This is a genomic window from Streptomyces sp. NPDC023838 (assembly GCF_040639555.1).
Lineage (GTDB): Bacteria > Actinomycetota > Actinomycetes > Streptomycetales > Streptomycetaceae > Streptomyces.
Genome location: NZ_JBFAAD010000008.1, coordinates 59,028 through 78,217 on the forward strand (window position 1 = coordinate 59,028; position 19,190 = coordinate 78,217).

General features: G+C 69.6%; 19 protein-coding genes. 8 read left to right on the forward strand and 11 right to left on the reverse strand.

Annotated elements, in window-relative coordinates:
• Positions 1-60: 60 nt before the first annotated feature.
• Positions 61-1,680, forward strand: a complete 1,620-nt coding sequence (gene aceB / locus AB0G17_RS12740; RefSeq protein WP_361380008.1) for a malate synthase A — start codon at positions 61-63, stop codon at positions 1,678-1,680.
• Between the two features lie 80 nt (positions 1,681-1,760).
• Positions 1,761-2,969 (forward strand): FAD-dependent monooxygenase, encoded by a 1,209-nt coding sequence (locus AB0G17_RS12745; RefSeq protein ID WP_361380011.1) that lies wholly within the window; start codon positions 1,761-1,763, stop codon positions 2,967-2,969.
• On the opposite strand, the gene AB0G17_RS12750 is transcribed toward AB0G17_RS12745, so the two are convergent.
• Positions 2,959-3,945: a fibronectin type III domain-containing protein gene (locus tag AB0G17_RS12750; RefSeq protein ID WP_361380014.1), complete on the reverse strand. Its 987-nt coding sequence runs from the start codon at positions 3,943-3,945 to the stop codon at positions 2,959-2,961. The two genes, AB0G17_RS12745 and AB0G17_RS12750, sit on opposite strands and share 11 nt — an antisense overlap.
• Positions 3,946-4,105: 160 nt before the next feature.
• On the opposite strand from AB0G17_RS12750, the gene AB0G17_RS12755 reads away from it, so the two are divergent.
• Positions 4,106-4,702: a TIGR03086 family metal-binding protein gene (locus AB0G17_RS12755; protein ID WP_361380017.1), complete on the forward strand. Its 597-nt coding sequence runs from the start codon at positions 4,106-4,108 to the stop codon at positions 4,700-4,702.
• 109 nt (positions 4,703-4,811) lie between these two features.
• Here AB0G17_RS12755 and AB0G17_RS12760 read toward each other — a convergent pair whose 3' ends face one another.
• The gene (locus tag AB0G17_RS12760) at positions 4,812-5,420 is read right to left on the reverse strand and encodes a TMEM175 family protein (protein ID WP_361380020.1); all 609 of its coding nucleotides are present in this window, start codon (positions 5,418-5,420) and stop codon (positions 4,812-4,814) included.
• Between the two features lie 204 nt (positions 5,421-5,624).
• On the opposite strand from AB0G17_RS12760, the gene AB0G17_RS12765 reads away from it, so the two are divergent.
• Positions 5,625-6,401 (forward strand): chitosanase, encoded by a 777-nt coding sequence (locus AB0G17_RS12765; RefSeq protein WP_361380601.1) that lies wholly within the window; start codon positions 5,625-5,627, stop codon positions 6,399-6,401.
• A gap of 86 nt (positions 6,402-6,487) precedes the next feature.
• On the opposite strand, the gene AB0G17_RS12770 is transcribed toward AB0G17_RS12765, so the two are convergent.
• The 7 genes from AB0G17_RS12770 to AB0G17_RS12800 form a co-directional block, all read right to left on the reverse strand.
• Positions 6,488-7,798 (reverse strand): nucleobase:cation symporter-2 family protein, encoded by a 1,311-nt coding sequence (locus AB0G17_RS12770; RefSeq protein WP_361380604.1) that lies wholly within the window; start codon positions 7,796-7,798, stop codon positions 6,488-6,490.
• A 404-nt stretch (positions 7,799-8,202) separates the two neighbouring features.
• Positions 8,203-9,588, reverse strand: a complete 1,386-nt coding sequence (locus AB0G17_RS12775; RefSeq protein WP_361380023.1) for an 8-oxoguanine deaminase — start codon at positions 9,586-9,588, stop codon at positions 8,203-8,205.
• Between the two features lie 134 nt (positions 9,589-9,722).
• Positions 9,723-10,670 carry a factor-independent urate hydroxylase gene (gene pucL, locus AB0G17_RS12780; RefSeq protein ID WP_361380026.1) on the reverse strand — a complete coding sequence of 316 codons (948 nt, stop codon included), beginning with the start codon at positions 10,668-10,670 and terminating at the stop codon, positions 9,723-9,725.
• Between the two features lie 5 nt (positions 10,671-10,675).
• Positions 10,676-11,074, reverse strand: coding sequence for a hydroxyisourate hydrolase (gene uraH / locus AB0G17_RS12785; protein WP_361380029.1), 399 nt, complete (start codon positions 11,072-11,074; stop codon positions 10,676-10,678).
• Positions 11,074-11,595: a 2-oxo-4-hydroxy-4-carboxy-5-ureidoimidazoline decarboxylase gene (gene uraD / locus AB0G17_RS12790; protein ID WP_361380032.1), complete on the reverse strand. Its 522-nt coding sequence runs from the start codon at positions 11,593-11,595 to the stop codon at positions 11,074-11,076. The genes uraH and uraD overlap by 1 nt, the downstream gene beginning before the upstream one ends.
• A 157-nt stretch (positions 11,596-11,752) precedes the next feature.
• On the reverse strand, positions 11,753-12,130 hold the full coding sequence (locus AB0G17_RS12795) for a helix-turn-helix domain-containing protein (RefSeq protein ID WP_361380035.1): 378 nt from the start codon (positions 12,128-12,130) through the stop codon (positions 11,753-11,755).
• Positions 12,127-12,378, reverse strand: a complete 252-nt coding sequence (locus AB0G17_RS12800) for a hypothetical protein (protein WP_101392679.1) — start codon at positions 12,376-12,378, stop codon at positions 12,127-12,129. The genes AB0G17_RS12795 and AB0G17_RS12800 overlap by 4 nt, the downstream gene beginning before the upstream one ends.
• Before the next feature lie 135 nt (positions 12,379-12,513).
• On the opposite strand from AB0G17_RS12800, the gene AB0G17_RS12805 reads away from it, so the two are divergent.
• The 4 genes from AB0G17_RS12805 to AB0G17_RS12820 all read left to right on the forward strand — a co-directional run bounded on the left by AB0G17_RS12805 (position 12,514) and on the right by AB0G17_RS12820 (position 17,854).
• Complete coding sequence (locus tag AB0G17_RS12805) at positions 12,514-13,368, forward strand: TIM barrel protein (protein WP_361380039.1); 855 nt, start codon at positions 12,514-12,516, stop codon at positions 13,366-13,368.
• A 57-nt stretch (positions 13,369-13,425) separates the two neighbouring features.
• Positions 13,426-14,340 (forward strand): 2-hydroxy-3-oxopropionate reductase, encoded by a 915-nt coding sequence (locus AB0G17_RS12810; protein ID WP_361380043.1) that lies wholly within the window; start codon positions 13,426-13,428, stop codon positions 14,338-14,340.
• Positions 14,341-14,542: 202 nt separating this feature from the next.
• The gene (locus tag AB0G17_RS12815; RefSeq protein WP_361380046.1) at positions 14,543-16,000 is read left to right on the forward strand and encodes a catalase; all 1,458 of its coding nucleotides are present in this window, start codon (positions 14,543-14,545) and stop codon (positions 15,998-16,000) included.
• A gap of 591 nt (positions 16,001-16,591) precedes the next feature.
• A complete protein-coding gene (locus AB0G17_RS12820) occupies positions 16,592-17,854 on the forward strand; it encodes a site-specific integrase (protein ID WP_361380049.1) in 1,263 nt (420 codons plus the stop codon).
• A 75-nt stretch (positions 17,855-17,929) separates the two neighbouring features.
• On the opposite strand, the gene AB0G17_RS12825 is transcribed toward AB0G17_RS12820, so the two are convergent.
• Together AB0G17_RS12825 and AB0G17_RS12830 are read right to left on the reverse strand one after the other, a co-directional pair.
• Positions 17,930-18,196 (reverse strand): hypothetical protein, encoded by a 267-nt coding sequence (locus tag AB0G17_RS12825; protein WP_361380052.1) that lies wholly within the window; start codon positions 18,194-18,196, stop codon positions 17,930-17,932.
• A 153-nt stretch (positions 18,197-18,349) separates the two neighbouring features.
• Positions 18,350-18,631, reverse strand: coding sequence for a hypothetical protein (locus AB0G17_RS12830; protein WP_361380055.1), 282 nt, complete (start codon positions 18,629-18,631; stop codon positions 18,350-18,352).
• Positions 18,632-19,190 lie beyond the last annotated feature (559 nt).

A 19,190-nucleotide genomic window follows, 5' to 3' on the forward strand; every position in this document is an offset into this window, starting at 1 on the left:
AGTGCCATTTCTGACTTCCGGCGGACGGTGAGGGCACCGCCCGCGAAGGAGTGACAGCACATGTCCGCACCAGCGCCGTCCCCGCTGGCCATCGTCGACGCCGAGCCCCTGCCCCGGCAGGACGAGGTGCTCACCGACGCGGCCCTCGCGTTCGTGGCCGAGCTGCACCGGCTGTTCACGCCCCGCCGCGACGAGCTCCTGCTCCGCCGCCGTGAGCGCCGCCAGGAGATCGCCCGCACCTCCACGCTCGACTTCCGCCCCGAGACCGCCTCCGTGCGCGACGGCGACTGGAAGGTCGCCCCCGCCCCGGCCGCGCTCAACGACCGCCGGGTCGAGATCACCGGTCCGACCGACCGCAAGATGACCATCAACGCGCTGAACTCGGGCGCGAAGGTGTGGCTCGCCGACTTCGAGGACGCCTCCGCCCCCACCTGGGAGAACGTCGTCCTGGGCCAGCTCAACCTGATCGACGCGTACGAGCGCAGGATCGACTTCACCGACCCGAAGTCGGGCAAGTCGTACGCGCTGAAGGACGCCGACCAGCTGGCCACCGTCGTGATGCGCCCGCGCGGCTGGCACCTGGAGGAGCGCCACCTGCGCCTCGACGGCCGCCCGGTCCCCGGCGCCCTGGTCGACTTCGGCCTCTACTTCTTCCACAACGCCAAGCGCCTGATCGAGCTCGGCAAGGGCCCGTACTTCTACCTCCCCAAGACCGAGTCGTACCTGGAGGCCCGCCTCTGGAACGACATCTTCGTCTTCGCCCAGGACTACGTCGGCATCCCGCAGGGCACGGTCCGCGCGACCGTCCTGATCGAGACGATCACGGCCGCGTACGAGATGGAGGAGATCCTCTACGAGCTGCGCGACCACGCCGCCGGGCTCAACGCGGGCCGCTGGGACTACCTCTTCTCCATCGTCAAGAACTTCCGTGACGGCGGCGCCAAGTTCGTCCTGCCGGACCGCAACGCCGTGACGATGACGGCCCCGTTCATGCGCGCGTACACCGAACTCCTCGTCCGCACCTGCCACAAGCGCGGCGCGCACGCCATCGGCGGCATGGCGGCCTTCATCCCGTCCCGCAAGGACGCCGAGGTCAACAAGGTCGCGTTCGAGAAGGTCAAGGCCGACAAGGACCGCGAGGCGGGCGACGGCTTCGACGGCTCCTGGGTCGCCCACCCCGACCTCGTCCCGATCGCCATGGCCTCCTTCGACGCGGTCCTCGGCGACCGGCCGAACCAGAAGGACCGGCTGCGCGAGGACGTGTCCGTCGCCCCGGGCGACCTGATCGCCATCGACTCCCTCGACGCCAAGCCCACCTACGACGGGCTGCGCAACGCCGTCCAGGTCGGCATCCGTTACATCGAGGCCTGGCTGCGCGGCCTCGGCGCCGTCGCCATCTTCAACCTCATGGAGGACGCGGCCACCGCCGAGATCTCCCGCTCGCAGATCTGGCAGTGGATCAACGCGGGGGTGGTGTTCGAGAACGGCGAGCTCGCCACCGCCGACCTCGCCCGCAAGGTCGCGGCCGAGGAACTGGCCGCCATCCGCGCCGAGCTCGGCGAGGAGGCCTTCGCGGCCGGCCGCTGGCAGCAGGCCCACGACCTGCTCCTGCAGGTCTCCCTCGACGCGGACTACGCGGACTTCCTGACGCTGCCCGCGTACGAGCAGCTGCGCGGCTGACCCGACGTCACCCCACGCGGGGCCGGGGCGAATCCTTCGCCTCCGGCCCCGCGCCGCATCCGCCCTGCCAGAATGAGCGGATGTTACGTGGAGGCAGGGTCGCCGTAGTCGGCGGCAGTATCGCCGGATGTGCCGCGGCGCTGGCGGCACACCGGGGCGGCGCGGCACAGGTCACCGTGTTCGAACGGGCCCCGGGCCGTCTCTCGGACCGGGGCGTCGGGCTCGCCGTGCACAACGACCGGTACGCGGAGCTGGAGGCGGCCGGCTACATGGACGCCGCGATGCCGTGGCTCCAGCTGAGCCGGCGGTGCTGGTACGTGAAGGACGGCTCGGCCCCGCTGGGCCGGCGGATCGGGGCGCTGCCGTTCCCGTTCCGTACGTACAACTGGGGTCCGCTCTGGCACGAACTGCGTGAACGGGTGCCCAAGTCGGCCGACTTCCGGGCCGGGACGGCCGTCAGCGCGGTGGAGGTCACGCCGGACGGGGTGGAGCTGGCGACCGGTTCCGGCGAGAGCGAGCGGTTCGACGTGGTGATCGGCGCCGACGGCTACCGCTCGGCGGTGCGCACGGCCGCGTGGCCCGAGGTGCGCCCCGCCTACGCGGGCTATCTGGCCTGGCGGGGCGCCTTCGCGGCCGATCGGCTGATGGCTCCGGAGCTGTGGCCCGACGAGGACTGTGTGTACGCCGTGTTCCCCGGCGGGCACGTCATCATCTACCGCATCCCCGACGGCCGGGGCGGGCTGCGGGTCAACTGGGTGCTGTACACCGCCCCTCCCCCGGACCTCGATCTGCGCTTCGACAACCCGACCAGCCTCCCGCCGGGCACCCTCGCGGCCACCCTGCACACCCGGCTCGCCCACATCGCGGACACGCAGCTCGCGCCCTACTGGGGCCAGTTGGTGCGCACGACCACCGCCGACGAGCTCTTCGTCCAGCCGATGTACGACTTCACCGCGCCGCACTACGCCGGCGGCCGGCTCGTCCTCGCGGGCGACGCGGCGACGGTGGCCCGCCCGCACACCGGCGGCGGCGCGGTCAAGGCGCTCCAGGACGCCACCGCCCTGGAGTCGTGCCTGACCGGCACACCTGACTGGCAGGCGGCGCTGCGCGCCTACGACACGGGCCGGGCCGCGACCGGCCGGTCCATGGTCGAGCTGGGCCGCCAACTGGGCGTCGGCCTGGTCCAGCGGACGCCGGACTGGAGCGCGATGGACCAGAGCGGGCTGGAGAAGTGGTGGCAACAGGCGGACGGATCGGGCGCGTTCGGCGGGCGCCGGCTCAACTCGTAGCGCCCCGGCCGCCGATGACGACGGTCCGCTGGGCCGAGAGGTCGCCCCATGTGCCGTCGGGCAGCCGGGCCCGGAGTTTGACGCTGTAGCGGGTGCCCGGCTTCTCGGCGGCGACGGTGAGCGTGTACGACGCCCGGCCCGGGGGCGGGCCCGCGCCGAACACGATCGTGGTGGTGAAGCGTCCGTCGAGGAAGAGCTGGTACGAGGTGACCGGGCCGCCCGTGTCCGGTGGGCGCCAGGACAGCTCCACGGTCGGCACCCCCGCCGCCTCGCCGTAACGTGCGCTCAGCTCGGTGGGCGCGGTACTGGCGGGCGCGCCCGGCGCCGGCGCCGTGGTCAGGTCGACGGGGTCGCTGTCCGGCGAGGAGTTGTCGGCGGCGTCGCGGGCCCGCACGGTGAAGGTGTAGACGGTCCCGGGCCGCAGTCCGGTGACCCGGGCGCCGGTCGCGCTGCCGGAGACGCTGTGGATGCGCACGTCCTCCTGGTAGATGTCGTACGAGGTGACGCCCACGTCGTCCGTCGCCCGCCGCCAGCTCAGCGTCACCGCGCGGCTCCCGTCGGCCCGGCCCCGCAGGGCACCCGGCGCGGTGGGCGGGCCGTGGTCGGCGGGAGTGGGGGCGGGCGTGGTGACGGCCACGGGGGCGCTGGGGGCCGAGAGGTTCCCGGCGGCGTCGCGGGCGCGCACGGTGAAGCTGTAGGCGGTCGCCGGGGCGAGCCCGTCGACGTCGGTCATGTGCTTCTCGCCGGGCACCGCCTTGACCCGTGCGCCCCGCTGGAGGACCTCGTAGCCGGTGACGCCCTTGTCGTCGGCCGACGCCTCCCACATGACGTGCACGGAGGTGGCGCTGCCGGCCTGCGCGGTCACCCCGCCGGGCACGGTGGGCGCGCGCCCGTCCCGCTCGTCGGCGGTGGCCGAGCAGGCGGCGAGGGCGAGGGCGGCGCAGACCAACACGGCGTATCGGACGGGGTGTCGCACGACTGGTCCCTCCCTCCGCCTCCGTACGGGATGGTCCAGACCTATATCGCACAGGTGGCGGCGTGCGGCAAGAGGGCGGACGGATCCGGTCGCGCCGTGCCCGTAGGGAAAGTTCCGCCGGACGCGATGAGTTCCGGCCGCCGGCCCGGTCTGCACTGGCATGGATACGCACACACAGACCCCCCGGCCCGACCTCGGCCCCGCCGCCCGCGCCGTGACCCGCCTGCTCGGCGGCGTACGGGACGATCAGCTCGGGGCGCCGACGCCCTGCCCGAAGTACTCCGTACGCGAGCTCCTCGGGCACATCGACGGGCTCACCACCGCCTTCGACGCGGCCGCCCGCAAGGAGTTCGGGCCCTCCACCGCCACCGACCCCGGGTCCGTCACGCCCGTGCTGCCCGCGGACTGGCGCACCGGACTGCCCGGGCGGCTGGCCTCGCTGGCCGAGGCGTGGCGCGCGCCGGACGCCTGGGACGGGGACACCCAGGCGGGCGGCGTCACCTTCCCCGCCGCGATCGCGGGCTTGGTCGCGCTCGACGAACTCGTCGTGCACGGCTGGGACCTGGCGCGGGCCACCGGCCAGCCGTACGATCCGGGCTCCGCGAGCCTGGAGGTCGTCCACGGCTTCCTCGACGCGAGCCGGGACGACGCGAGGCGCGCCCCCGCGTTCGGGCCGGTCGTCGAGGTGCCGAAGGAAGCCCCGCTCCTCGACCGGGCGGTCGGGCTCAGCGGGCGGGATCCGGGCTGGGCCGCCTGAGCCCGGCGGCCACGGCGGCGGCCGTGGCGAGGAGCAGCGCCCCGGCCGACCGGAAGGCCCGTTGGGCACCCCCCGGCCGGGTCGCTCCTGCCCGCGGCCGCCCGGAACGTCAGACAGGGTCCCTCGTGGGGACCCTGAGCTGGTTGAAGCCGTAGTACACCGCGAGCACCCCGTGCGCGGCGAGCGTCAGTGGCGCCGAGACGAAGGCGAGCAGCACCGTCGCCGGGTAGGCGAGCGAGCCGAGCGCGAAGCGGGCGCGGGTGGCCCGGGCGGCCGTGAAGTCGACGCGTTCGTCGAAGAGGTGGCCGGTCCGGGTCACATGCCACCACAGCGCCTGGAAGTTGAGGGCCATGACGACCATGAGCCCGCTGTAGACGGCGGCGGCCACGTGTGAGGCGTTGTCCTCCCTGAGGTATTCGGCCATCAGCCCGGCCGGCCATGGGATCGCCGCGACGGTCATGAGCAGCAGCAGATTGAGGAACATCAGCGTGCGGTCGACGCGTGCCACATAGCTGAAGAGCGTGTGGTGGTTGACCCACATGATGCCGATGACCAGGAAGCTGACCACATAGGCGGCGTACGAGGGCCACTGGTCGGCCAGATCGCTCCAGAGGTGGTCGCCCGCGTGCGGGGGGACCTTGATTTCCAGGATCAGGAGGGTGATCGCGATGGCGAAGACACCGTCGCTGAACGCCTCCACCCGGCTCGATTCATTCACCGGGTGAACTGAACCCGACGCGGCCGGATTCTTCAACTTCCTTGTGACACAAGGCTGTACGCCTCGGTCGGGGTAGTGGTAGGAAAGTTTCCTAACAAAACAGTGAACGACGAACTCCCCCAGGAGGTTCAGGTGCTCACCCCCCACCGCAGCGCCCTCGCACGTCGTCTCAGGATCACCGCGTCGGCTGTGGTCGGCGCCGCCGTGATCGCCGTACCCGCGGCCACGGCCACCGCCGTGACCAGCCACAATGCCCCCATGGCAGCAACGGCGACCGGGCTCGACGACCCGGCCAAGAAGGAAATCGCGATGGAGCTCGTCTCCAGCGCGGAGAACTCCTCACTGAACTGGAAGGGCCAGTACAAGTACATCGAGGACATCGGCGACGGCCGGGGCTACACCGCCGGGATCATCGGGTTCTGCTCCGGCACCGGCGACATGCTGGACCTGGTCGAGCTCTACTCCGCCCGCGAGCCCGGGAACGTGCTCCAGAAGTACCTGCCCGCGCTGCGCAAGGTGAACGGGAGCGACTCGCACGCCGGGCTCGACCCCAGCTTCACCAAGGACTGGAAGACGGCCGCCTCCGAGACCGCCTTCAAGCACGCCCAGAACGACGAGCGCGACCGGGTCTACTTCGACCCGGCCGTCAAGCAGGGCAAGGCCGACGGAGTGGGCACGCTCGGCCAGTTCATCTACTACGACGCCATCGTCATGCACGGCGACGGCACCGACCCCACCAGCTTCAGCAGCATCCGCAAGAAGGCCCTGGCCAAGGCGAAGCCGCCGGCTCAGGGCGGCGACGAGACGAAGTACCTCAACGCCTTCCTCGACGCCCGGGTATGGGCGATGAAGCAGGAGGAGGCGCACAGCGACACCAGCCGCGTCGACACCGAGCAGCGGGTGTTCCTGAAGAAGGGCAACCTCAACCTCGACACACCGCTCGACTGGCACGTATACGGCGATCCGTACCACATCGACTGATCCGGGCGCCCGCATGAGAGAGCGGCGCGTACGACACGGGCTGGGTGTCGTACGCGCCGCTCGCGCGCGGGCCGGGCACAGCGGGCTCAGTGCGCGGCCGCCACGGGTTCCGGCAACACCGCCGACTCCTCCGAACCCGCCTTCCGGCCAAGGTGGTTGAAGGCCAGGTTGAGCACGATCGCGACCACACAGCCGGTGGAGATGCCGGAGTCGAGCACCACCCGGACGTTCTCCGGGAAGGCGTCGTAGAAGGTCGGCGCGGCGATCGGGATCAGCCCGATGCCGAGCGCGGCCGCGACGATCAGGGCGTTCTCACCCTTGTCCAGGGCCGCCGTGGACAGCGTCTGGATGCCGCTGGCCGCGACCGAGCCGAAGAGCACGATGCCCGCGCCACCAAGGACCGGCAGCGGGACCAGCGCGATCACGGAGGCGGCCACCGGGCACAGGCCGAGCAGGATGAGGATGCCGCCGCCGGTGGCGACCACGAAGCGGCTGCGCACCTTGGTCATCGCGACCAGGCCGATGTTCTGGGCGAACGCGCTGGCCATGAAGCCGTTGAAGAGCGGGCTGAGCGCGCTGCCGAGGGTGTCGGCGCGCAGTCCGCCCTCGATGGTCCGCTCGTCGGCCGGCCGCCCCACGATCTTGCCGAGCGCCAGCATGTCGGCGGTCGACTCGGTCATGCAGACCAGCATCACGATGCACATCGAGACGATGGCGGCGGCCTCGAAGTGCGGGGCGCCGAAGTGGAACGGCGTGGGGAAGCCGACCGCGTCCGCGCCGCGGATCGCGTCCAGGCTGGTCATGCCGAACGGCACGGCGATCAGCGTGCCGACGACCAGGCCGAGCAGAATCGCGATCTGCTGGAGGAACCCGCGCAGCAGCCTGCGCAGCGCCAGCACGACGACCAGGGTGAGCGCGGCCATCCCGATGTTCTTCATCGAACCGTAGTCGTGGGCGGTGGCGTTGCCGCCCTGGGCCCAGCGGAAGGCGACCGGCAGCAGCGAGACGCCTATCAGGGTGATCACGGTGCCGGTGACGACGGGCGGGAAGAAGCGGAGCAGCCTGCTGAAGTACGGGGCGAGCACGAAGCCCAGCACACTGGCAACGATCACCGCCCCGAAGATGACGGCCATGCCCTGGTGGCCGCGGTCCTTGCCGATGGCGATCATCGGCGTGACACCGGCGAACGAGACGCCGTTGACGAACGGGAGCCGGGCGCCGACCCTCCAGAACCCGATGGTCTGGAGCAGGGTGGCGAGCCCGGCGGTGAAGAGACTCGCGCCGATCAGGAACGCGGTCTCCTTGGCGGTGAGCCCTACGGCGGGCCCGACGACCATGGGCGGGGCCACCACGCCCGCGTACATCGCGGCCACGTGCTGGAGGCCGCTGGTGAACATCTTCAGTGGGGGCAGGGTCTCGTCGACCGGGTGCTTCTGAGTGGCGGGGTCGGGAGTGACTGCATCGTTGCGAAACCTGGGCTGCGGGGCCACGGGCGGTTCCTCCGGTCAGTTACGCGTCGGCGGCGACGCGGGTGTCAGGGAGGTGGTGCAGTGTGACGCGTGCGTGATGCGGCGGTGTTACGTACGGCGCACGGCAGGGTCTCGTACGGGTACGGGGTGCGGCGTGGAGCGGCGGTGCGACCGTGCGGGGATGGGCACGGGTCACCGTCCCGGGGGGTGCGCACGTCCATGTGGTGCGCACCCCCCGGGCGCGGCTGCCGCGGACCCCGCTCGGGTCCACGGCGACCGGCCGAGGGCCGTCCCCCTCGGCCGGACTCCTGGGCGGGAATCCCGGGCCGGGATCAGTCCTGCGCGGCGATCCGCGCGAGGCGCTGCGCCTCGGCCCGCGTGTCGCGGGCGATGGCGTCCTCGTCGACCGTGAGGAGCCGGTTGTCCTCGACGATCTGCTTGCCATTGACGAACGACGCCGTCACCGGGGCGGCGGCGCCGAAGACCAGTGCCGTGACCGGGTCGGCGATGGAGGCGTGGGCCAGGGTGTCGAGCTTCCAGAGCACGAAGTCGGCGAGCTTGCCGGCTTCGAGGGAGCCGATCTCGGCCGCGCGGCCGAGCACCTGGGCGCCGCCGTACGTACCGAGCCGCAGCGCCTGGCGGGCGTTGAGGGCGGCCTCGCGGTGAGCGCCGAGACGGTTGATCAGGAGCGCGTTGCGCAGCTCGGTGTGGAGCTCACCGGACTCGTTGGAGGCGGTGCCGTCGACACCGAGACCGACCGGGACACCCGCCTTCAGCATGTCGGGGACGCGGGCGATACCGGCCGCGAGCCGCGCGTTGGAGGACGGGCAGTGGGCGACGCCCGTGCCGGTGCGGGCGAACGCGGCGATGTCGGAGTCGTTCATGTGGACGCAGTGCGCCATCCACACGTCCTGGCCGAGCCAGCCGGTCGACTCGAAGTAGTCGGTGGGGCCCATGCCGAACAGCTCCTTGCAGAACTGCTCCTCCTCCACGGTCTCCGAGCCGTGGGTGTGCAGCCGTACGCCCTTGCGGCGGGCCAACTCGGCGCCCTGCTTCATGAGTTCGGTGGAGACCGAGAACGGCGAGCAGGGGGCGACCGCGACCTGGGTCATCGAGCCGAACGAGGCGTCGTGGAACCGGTCGACGGTCTCCTCCGTCCCGGCGAGCGCGCCCTCCAGGGTCTCGACGGCGAAGTCCGGCGGCAGACCGCCGTCCTTCTTGCTGCGGTCCATGGAGCCGCGGGCGAGGGTGAACCGTACGCCCATCTCGGAGGCGGCGCCGATGATCGCGCCGGAGAGGTCGCCCGCGTTCCGCGGGTAGACGTAGTGGTGGTCCATCGCGGTGGTGACACCGCCACGGGCCATCATGGCGAGCGAGCCCTGCGCGGCGACGCGGCCCATCTGCTCGTCGATGCGCGCCCAGGTGGGGTAGAGCGCCACGAGCCAGTTGAAGAGGTTGTGGTCGGTGGCCAGGCCGCGCGTGATCCACTGGTAGAAGTGGTGGTGCGTGTTGACCAGGCCGGGGGTGACCAGGTGGCCGGTGGCGTCGATGCGCCGGACCACGTTCGTGACGCCCTCCGGGGCGCTGCCCGCGCCGATCGACTCGATCTTGTTGTCGGCGACGACGAGGTACCCCGAGGCGTACTCGGTGTCGTCGGCGTCTACGGTCGCGATCGCACAGTTCTCGATGACGATGCGCTGGGCTGCCGATGGTGCCATCGTGCTTCCTCTTCTTTCCGTCAATGAGTGGGCACGGCAGGACCCTAGAGGATTTGAGTGCCGGGGCCGGGAGGCCCACGGGTGCCGAGGGAGGGAACGCGCCCCCGGGCGGCGGGGTCCGGGGGCGCTCCGCGTCAGAGGTTGGTCATGTCGACCGGGATCCGCGGCTCGACGCCGTCCCGCAGGACGGTGGCCTCGATCAGACCGTAGGGCCGGTCCGCCGCGAAGTAGACCTCGTTGTCGTTCTTGAGCCCGAACGGTTCGAGGTCGACCAGGAAGTGGTGGTTGTTCGGCAGGGAGAAGCGGATCTCGTCGATCTCACTGCGGCTGTTGATGACCCGCGAACCCATCTGGTACAGGGTCTGCTGGAGCGAGAGCGAGTACGTCTCGGCGAAGGCCTGCAGGATGTGCTTCTTGGCCTGCTCGTACGACTTCTCCCAGTTGGGCATCCGGTCTTCGTCGCTGGTCCAGTTGTAACGCCAGGCGGCGGAGACGTCGGTGCACAGGATGCGGTCGTACGCCTCCTTCAGCGTCGTGTACTTGTCCTTGACGTAGCCCCAGAACTCCGAGTTGGTGGAGTTCATCACCGTGAGGTCCTTCAGGCCCGAGATGACCTCCCAGTTCTCACCGTCGAAGGTGATCTGGGTGGTGCGCAGCTCCTGGCCCTTGCGGGCGAAGGAGTGGCGCACCTCGTCCGAGCCGATGAACTTGGAGTTGGCGTCGGAGGTGGCGATCCGCTCCCAGGCGTACTCCTCGATGCGGATGCGCGCCCGGTGGATCGGCTCCTGCGACGTCACGAAGTGACGGGCGAGGTGGATGCCGAACTGCTCGGCGGACTCGATGCCGTGCTCCTTGGCGAAGGCGAACACCGTGTTCTTGGTGGTGTCCGTCGGCAGGACGTTCGCGTTCGAGCCGGAGTAGTGCACGTCCTCCATGTCGCCGGAGAGGGCGACCGAGACGTTCAGGTCCTTGATGTGGTGCGTGTCGCCGTCCCGCGTGATCTTGACGACGCGGTTCTCTGCTTTGCCGTACTGGTTCTGGCCGAGGATCACGGGGCGATTGGGGCGGGAAATGTCAGTCATGTCTGCTAGCTCCCTCGGTAAACGGAGTAGCCGAACGGGTTGAGCAGCAGCGGTACGTGGAAGTGCTCGCCCGGCACGACGGCGAACGTGATCGCCACCTCCGGGAAGAACGCACCGCTGTCCCTTACGCGGGGGGCGTCCTGCTGCGCCTCGGCTTGCTGGTCGTCGTTCTTGCTGAAGTACTGCTCGACCTCGAAGTCGAGCCGTACGTGGGTCGTGCCCTCCGGCAGCGCCGGCAGGTCCTTGCAGCGCCCGTCCGCGTCGGTCGCGGATCCGCCGAGCGCCACCCACCCGGCGTCGCGGCCCGAGCGGGCGGCGAGCGAGATGGCGACGCCCTCGGCGGGGCGCCCGATGCTGGTGTCCAGGATGTGCGTGGACACCGAAGCGGTGGTGGCGGTGCTCATCAGTCCCTGTCCTCTTCTGCTGTTTCCACGAGACGGGTCAGCCGGATTCGGTTGATCTTCCCGAGTTCGGCGCGCACGATCTCGCGCTCCGCCTCGGCGGTGTTGCCGATCCTGGCCTTCATCGCGTCGCGCATCTGCTCACCGGTGGCCCCGGTGGCGCAGATCAGGAAGACATGGCCGAACCGGTCCTGGTACGCCAGGTTGAGTTCGAGCATCTCGGCCTTGAGCTCTTCCGTGGCGCCGGCCATCCCCCGCTGCTCGCGGGCGGAGGTCGGGTCGCCGGGCTTCGGCCGCCCGATCGGCGGGTGCCCGGCCATCGCCTCTTCCAGGTCCTTCACGTCCAGCTCGGCCATGGCGGCGTCGCTGGCGGCGAAGAGCGCGTCGACGGTGGCGTACGGGCGCTGGGCGAGCAGCTTGCTCCCCCATGCCGAGCTGGCGCACACCTCGTGGAGCGCGGCGAGCGCCGTGCTGTCGTCGGAGGTGTTGAACCGGGCGAGGCCCGGCGTCGAGGTCGAAGTCACGAACGGCCTCCGTGGCCTGGGTGCTGGACGGGCTGCGGATAGCTAACGCCCTCGGAAACATCCCGTCAACACTTTGTTGAAAACTTGGAGCAACAAAAAGCCGCCGCCCGGGATCCCGGACGGCGGCTCGGCGAGCACGGCTCGCAGGTGGGCGTTCTCACTCGCTTTTGGCCGCGTTTTCCCTGTTCAGGTAGTTGTACACGGTGAAGCGGCTGACCCCGAGGGCAGACGCGACGGTCTCCACCCCATGGCGTACGGAGAAGGCTCCGCGCGCCTCCAGGGTCCGTACGACCGACTGCTTGGCCTTGCGGTCGAGCTCGGCCAGCGGCTTGCCGTGGCGGCGCTCCATGGCGGCCAGGATGTGATCGAGGGAGTCCGACAGCTGCGGCAGCCGCACCGCGATGACGTCCTCGCCCTCCCAGCTGAGCACCACGTCGTCGGGCTGGGCCTGGTCGGGGCCCAGTATCTCCGCCCCCATGGCGTCCACCAGCGGCTTGACCGCCGTGACCAGCGGGTGGTCGGCAGGCTCGGTCACTTCTCACCCTCCCCCACCACGTTGACCTGGAGCGACACCCGGGTGGCACCGGCCGCCAGGGACTTGCGCAGCAGCGCGTCGACGGCGGTGAGCACCTGGTCGGCGCCGCCCTCGGCGGTGTTGCCGAAGGGGCCCACGTCCACGGCGTCGAGCGCCGCCGTCTGCAGGACCTCACGGGCGGCCACCGCATGCGGCGGCGCCTCGTCCAGGTCGAAGGGCTCGGTCGTGAACTCCACTCTCAATCGCACGCGCACAACCTACTGCCCGGATCGCGAGATCCGGGAGGCCGATCGGACGGGCCCCTTGACAAGCTCGCCGCCCACCCTGCAACCTTCCATCAAGCAGAAAGTAACTTCCGCAATACGGAAGGAGCGCCGAACCTCATGGCTCCTCTTTTTCAGCATGATCGCGTCTCGGACCAGCGCTTCGATGTGAACCTCTCGATCCTCTTCACGGAACTCCCGCTCCTGGAGCGCCCCGCGGCCGCCGCCGCGGCGGGCTTCACGGCGGTCGAGCTGTGGTGGCCCTGGATCGAAACCCCCACTCCGGCGCAGGCCGAGCTCGACGCCCTGAAGAAGGCGCTCGACGAGGCCGGCACGCAGCTGGTGGGTCTGAACTTCTACGCGGGCGCCCTGCCGGGGCCCGACCGCGGAGCCCTCTCCGTACCCGGCGAGGAGTCGGACCGCTTCCGCGCCAACATCGAGGTCGCGGCCGACTTCGCCGCCTCGGTGGGCTGCAAGGCGCTCAACGCGCTCTACGGCAACCGGGTGGAGGACGCCGACCCGCAGGTGCAGGACGCGCTCGCGCTGGAGAACCTGGTGCTGGCCGCCCGCGCGGCCGACCGGATCGGCGCGATCCTCCTGGTCGAGGCCCTCAACAAGCCGGAGTCGCCGCTCTACCCGCTGGTGAGCGCCCCGTCCGCGATCGAGGTCGTCGACAAGGTCAACGCGGCGACGGGCCTCGGCAACGCCAAGTTCCTCCTCGACATCTACCACCTGTCGATGAACGGCGAGGACGTCTCCCAGGTCATCGAGGCCTACGCGGACAAGACCGGCCATGTGCAGATCGCCGACAACCCGGGCCGCGGCGCGCCGGGCACCGGCTCGCTGCCCCTTGAGGCGCTGCTCGACCAGCTCGCGAAGGCGGGTTACGACGGATGGATCGGCCTGGAGTACAAAGCCGCCGACGCGGCCGCGTCCTTCGAGTGGCTCCCGGCCGAGGCCCGCGCGGCGCACTGAGGCCGCGGCCTCCCCCTGAACTTCTTGACGTACCACAGCAGTTAGAGAGGCACCCCCATGAGCAACCCTGCCGGTTCTTCCCAGCCCACCCGCCCGGCGATCGCGTGGATCGGCCTCGGCATCATGGGTTCGCCCATGTCCGAGAACCTGATCAAGGCGGGTTACTCCGTCACCGGCTTCACCCTGGAGCAGGACAAGCTGGACCGCCTGGCCGCCGCCGGTGGCACCGCGGCGGCCTCGATCGCGGACGCGGTCAAGGACGCGGACGTGATCATCACCATGGTCCCGGCGTCCCCGCAGGTCGAGGCCATCGCCTACGGCGAGGCCGGCATCCTGGCCAACGCCAAGCAGGGCGCCCTCCTGATCGACATGTCCTCGATCACCCCGCAGACCTCGGTCGACCTGGCGAAGAACGCCAAGGACAAGGGCGTCCGCGTCCTGGACGCCCCGGTCTCCGGCGGCGAGGCCGGCGCCATCGAGGCCGTGCTCTCCATCATGGTCGGCGGCGACAAGGCCGACTTCGACGAGGCCAAGGCCATCTTCGACGCGCTGGGCAAGACCATCGTGCTCTGCGGCCCGCACGGCTCCGGCCAGACGGTGAAGGCCGCCAACCAGCTCATCGTGGCGGTCAACATCCAGGCGTGCGCCGAGGCCGTGGTCTTCCTGGAGAAGTCGGGCGTGGACCTCGCGGCGGCGCTCGACGTCCTCAACGGCGGCCTGGCCGGTTCGACCGTGCTGACCCGCAAGAAGGACAACTTCCTCAACCGGAACTTCGCGCCGGGCTTCCGCATCGACCTGCACCACAAGGACATGGGCATCGTCACCGACGCCGCCCGCAACGTCGGTGCGGCGCTCCCGGTCGGCGCGGTCGTCGCCCAGCTGGTGGCCTCGCTGCGCGCCCAGGGCGACGGCGGCCTGGACCACTCGGCGCTGCTGCGCGCGGTCGAGCGCCTCTCCGGCGCCCAGCTCTGACCCCCGCCTGACGAGCCTTCCGGCTCCCCCAGACTTCCGGGCGGCGGTGGCGCTGACACCTGTCCTGTCGCGCCCAGGCGTCGCCGCCGCCCGGAACACCCCACTTCATTTTCAACAAACTGTTGACGTTCGCTTCGGGGCGTACCTACGCTCCTGACACCGCAGACCGCTCAGCAGTGCAGCTCCCGTACGGAAGGTCACGATGTCGAAGCGCGTGCTTACGACCGAGTCCGGCGCCCCCGTCGCCGACAACCAGAACTCCGCCACCGCCGGCGTCGGTGGCCCCATCCTCCTCCAGGACCAGCACCTGCTGGAGAAGCTCGCGCGCTTCAACCGTGAGCGGATCCCGGAGCGTGTGGTCCACGCCCGCGGCTCCGGCGCGTACGGCTACTTCGAGGTGACCGACGACGTCACCGGCTTCACCAAGGCCGACTTCCTCTCGCAGGTCGGCAAGCGCACCGAGACGTTCATCCGCTTCTCCACGGTGGCGGACTCGCTCGGCGGCGCGGACGCGGTCCGCGACCCGCGCGGCTTCGCGCTCAAGTTCTACACCGAAGAGGGCAACTACGACCTCGTCGGCAACAACACCCCGGTCTTCTTCATCAAGGACCCGATCAAGTTCCCCGACTTCATCCACTCCCAGAAGCGCGACCCGTTCACGGGCAAGCAGGAGCCGGACAACGTCTGGGACTTCTGGGCGCACGCCCCCGAGGCGACGCACCAGATCACCTGGCTGATGGGCGACCGAGGCATCCCGGCGTCGTACCGCCACATGAACGGCTACGGCTCGCACACCTACCAGTGGACGAACGAGGCGGGCGAGGCCTTCTTCGTGAAGTACCACTTCAAGACGAACCAGGGCGTGCGCTCCCTCTCGTCGGAGCAGGCGGCCGAGCTGGTCGGCAAGGACGCGAACAGCCACCAGACCGACCTCCTCCAGGCGATCGAGCGGGGCGTGAACCCGTCCTGGACGCTGTACGTCCAGGTCATGCCGGCGTCCGAGGCGGCGGACTACCGCTTCAACCCCTTCGACCTGACGAAGGTGTGGCCGCACGCGGACTACCCGCTGCAGCGGGTCGGGCGCCTGGTCCTGGACCGCAACCCGGACAACGTGTTCGCGGAGGTGGAGCAGGCGGCCTTCTCCCCGAACAACTTCGTTCCCGGTATCGGCCCGTCGCCCGACAAGATGCTCCAGGGCCGCCTCTTCGCGTACGCGGACGCCCACCGCTACCGTCTGGGCGTCAACCACACCCAGCTGCCGGTGAACGCGCCCAAGGCGACGGTGGCGGACAACTACGGCCGCGACGGCCTGATGGCGACGCGCTACGGCTCGCGCCACGACAAGAACTACGAGCCCAACTCCTACGCGGGCCCGTCCCAGACGGACGCGGCGCTGTCCGCCCCGCTGGCGGTCGCGGGCTGGACCGGCACCCACGCCGCTCCCACCCACGTCAAGGACGACGACTTCTTCCAGGCGGGCGAGCTGTACCGGCTGATGTCGGACGACGAGAAGTCCCGCCTGATCGCCAACATCGCCGGCGGCCTCTCGCAAGTCTCCCGCGACGACGTGATCGAGAAGAACCTGGCCCACTTCCACGCGGCGGACGCCGAGTACGGCAAGCGCGTGGAGGAGGCGGTCCGCGCCCTGCGCGAGGACTGATCCCCGGTCGCATCTCCCCAGACCGCGTACGGACCTGACGGGAGGTCGGGTCCGTACGCAGTCCGAACCATCGGCCCGGATGAGGGGTGGCCGGTGGTTTCGGACGACCCGGTGATCGCGGCGGCGCGTCGATGCCAGTGCGGTGGTCAAGGTCCGCCCCGGCCCCTTCTTGACCTGAAGGAAGGACGCCAGGGCCAAACCAATCGCCCGCCGCCGCGATCCCGCCTTACGGGCTTGGGGGAGCCTCGTACCCCTCCCCCACTCGACTCCGCCCGGCGGTGCGAACGACCACTTCTCCCGGCCGCGCTCGCACTGCTCCGCAGGCTTCGCCCGGCTGCGCCGGACTCCGCCCGCCGGCCCACCTCCCCCACCAAGCTCCGCCCGGCGGTGCGAACGTCCTGTCGCGCCGGCCTCGTCCCGTCGGGCGGTACCCACTTCAGAGCCCGGGCGCTGGGTTCGGTTTACGGTCCCGAACCGAGCGCTCGATGATCAAGGCCTCACCTGCATGTTCAGGTGAGGCCTTGATCTTGTTTCATTTTGTGGCCAAACGCAGGCCAAACGCCACCCCGGAAATGGGCCTATCGTCCTACCATGGCGACCATCAGGAAGCGCGAGCGTAAGGATGGCTCCTTCACCTACCAAGTCCGATGGCTCCAAGGGGGACGCGGCGGAACGTGGGAGTCCGAGAACTTCGCCGAGGAGATGCCGGCCGAACAGTTCAAGTTGCTCGTCGTGGCCCACGGCGAGCGGTGGCCTCACGGGTGGGTACGCGGGCAGGGCTTCGTTGAGGCCGCAGCAGTTCCCGGCGACATGCCGTTCACCGCGTGGGCCGAGCGGTACATCAACAGGCTGACGGGCATTGAAGACCGCACCCGGGATGACTACCTGAGCGAGGTCAGGCTCCATCTGTCGCGCATTCGGCACACCGAGCTGAATGGGCACGTCGGGCCTGCGACTATCTGCAACATCACCGCGGACGACGTGCAGGACTGGATCCGAGCCGAGGAAACGGGGCAACCGCACCCGACGGAAGCTGACAAGTGGATCCGCAAACCGGCCAGCCCCAAATCCATCTCCAACCGGCACGGCCTCATGTTCTCGATCGTGCAAGCAGCTGTCGACGCCACGCCGCAGCTGCGCACGGTCAACTGCTGCACGAAGACCCGTTTGCCGCGGGTGGACAGCCACACCGAGGAGGAGATGACGTTCTTGGAGCGGGACGAGTATCAGCGCCTCGCTCAGGAGATCGTCGACCCCGCAGCACGCGACCTGGCGGACTGGCTTGTGGGTACTGGGATGCGATGGGGTGAAGCCACAGCGCTGCAAGTGCGCGACCTCAGTCTCGGGTCCAGCACGCCTACCGCATCGGTCCAACGCGCCTGGAAGCGCGCCAAGAAGGGCAGCACGGACCCGTTGAAGCTCGGTCCGCCCAAGTCACGGAAGTCTCGGCGCAGGGTGGCGCTCTCCCCTGCTCAAGTGACCATGGCCCGACGCCTGATCGCTGGTAAGGGGCCGGACGCATACGTCTTCCTTACGCCTAGCGGGAAGTACTGGCGCCATTCGAACTTCCATGAGCGTTGCTGGGCGCCAGCGGTGCGAGCTGCCGTCCAGAAGGGGCTGACGAAGCGCCCTCGGATTCATGACCTGCGGCACACGCACGTTGCATGGCTCATCGAGAGGAACGTTCCTCTGCCCGCCATTCAGGGGCGCCTAGGGCATGAGTCGATCACGACGACGGTGGACCGGTACGGGCATCTGGTGCGCTCTCTCGATGCCGAGATCACGGCAGTTGTTCAGAACGCGATGTCTGTGGACCGCCCGCCGGCGACTCCGGCGCTCAAGAGGGTGGTCTAGTTACCCTCGCGGTGGCCGCCCCGGTGGGGGATCGGGGCGGCCTTCGGCGAGTGGTATGAGCTATGGGGCGGGGGGCTATCCGGCGTCTCGTGGGTCTCCGGTGAAGCCCCCGTCCTGCTGGTCCCACATGCCCGAGTCCACGATGTGACGTAGGTACTCGTTCACGCTGGCGCACAGTTCGTCGGTCATGTGGCCGCGGAGCACAAGCCACACCATCTCTCCGTTGACGATCAGTGGGTAGACGAGGCGTCCACCTGGGAGTTCGTCTCTGATCTCGAAGCGGGCGGCTGGCCGCTCGCCGTCTGTCTCATCCTGCTTGTCTTCACCTTCTGCGTCTGCCATCGAATCGAGCTCCCTGTGTCGCCGCCCACATATAGCCCCTATGTTCGAGCATGCAGGCGTGAGCTTCCAGATTCGCCCCCCAGGCGGATCACAGACAATGCCACAGCAGTTCAACTGTGACCAGAGTGAACCGGAGAGTAGTCGAAAGTAGTACTACTCCGACGGCTTGGCGGGCCCGCGGTTGCGGGAGAAGGTGTCAGCAATCTGGGTCAGCTGCTCGACGTCCTCGGGGGACATCTCCTCGATGCGGGCGACGAGCACACGGACGCGGTGGTCGCCCGACCAGACCTCACCCATGCCCAGGAACTGGGCAGCGGCGGCCTCTTGGAGGAGGCGTAGCGGGAGGTCCAGCGCGAGAGCCAACCCGCGCAACTGCTCAGGGGTCGGGGCGGCCGCCGTGTTGTGCTCCAGCTTGTTGAGCCACCCGGACTTCACTCCCCCGCCGGATCGCTCAACTACTGCCCGCCCGCTGAGGCCTAGCTCAGCCCGCCGATCGCGGACGAGCGTACTCAGCTCGGTATTTCGCTGCTCAGCCATAGTGGTCATCCTGCCTGCTCGCTCCCCAGCCGCACACCTGATGTCTATGTGACTGATCGGGAGAGCCGAGCTTTTCCCCTGATCAGGCGCCCGCATTGTTCACGGGTCACCACAGAGTGTCTACGTTCGTAGACGGTCACGATAGGGCGCAAAGCGGTATTGACCAATTCCCGCCCACCGGATTCTTTGTTCACGATCGTAGACAGAGCGTCTACGGCTGTGTACTGTCGTCCTTGTTCACGAACATAGACACTCTGAACACGGAGGTGAACAGTGCCTACTGCTGACGGCCAGATGCTCCTCGTCAGCCCTGACCTGCTCGTACTCCTCATGCGACGGACGGGCGACGGGCGCAGCATCACGGTCCGAGACCTCGCCACCGAGGTTGGGGTCCACCCCAGCAAGATCGGCTTTCTGCGGACCGGCACTCAGTGCACCGCCCCTCGCCGGGTGGCTC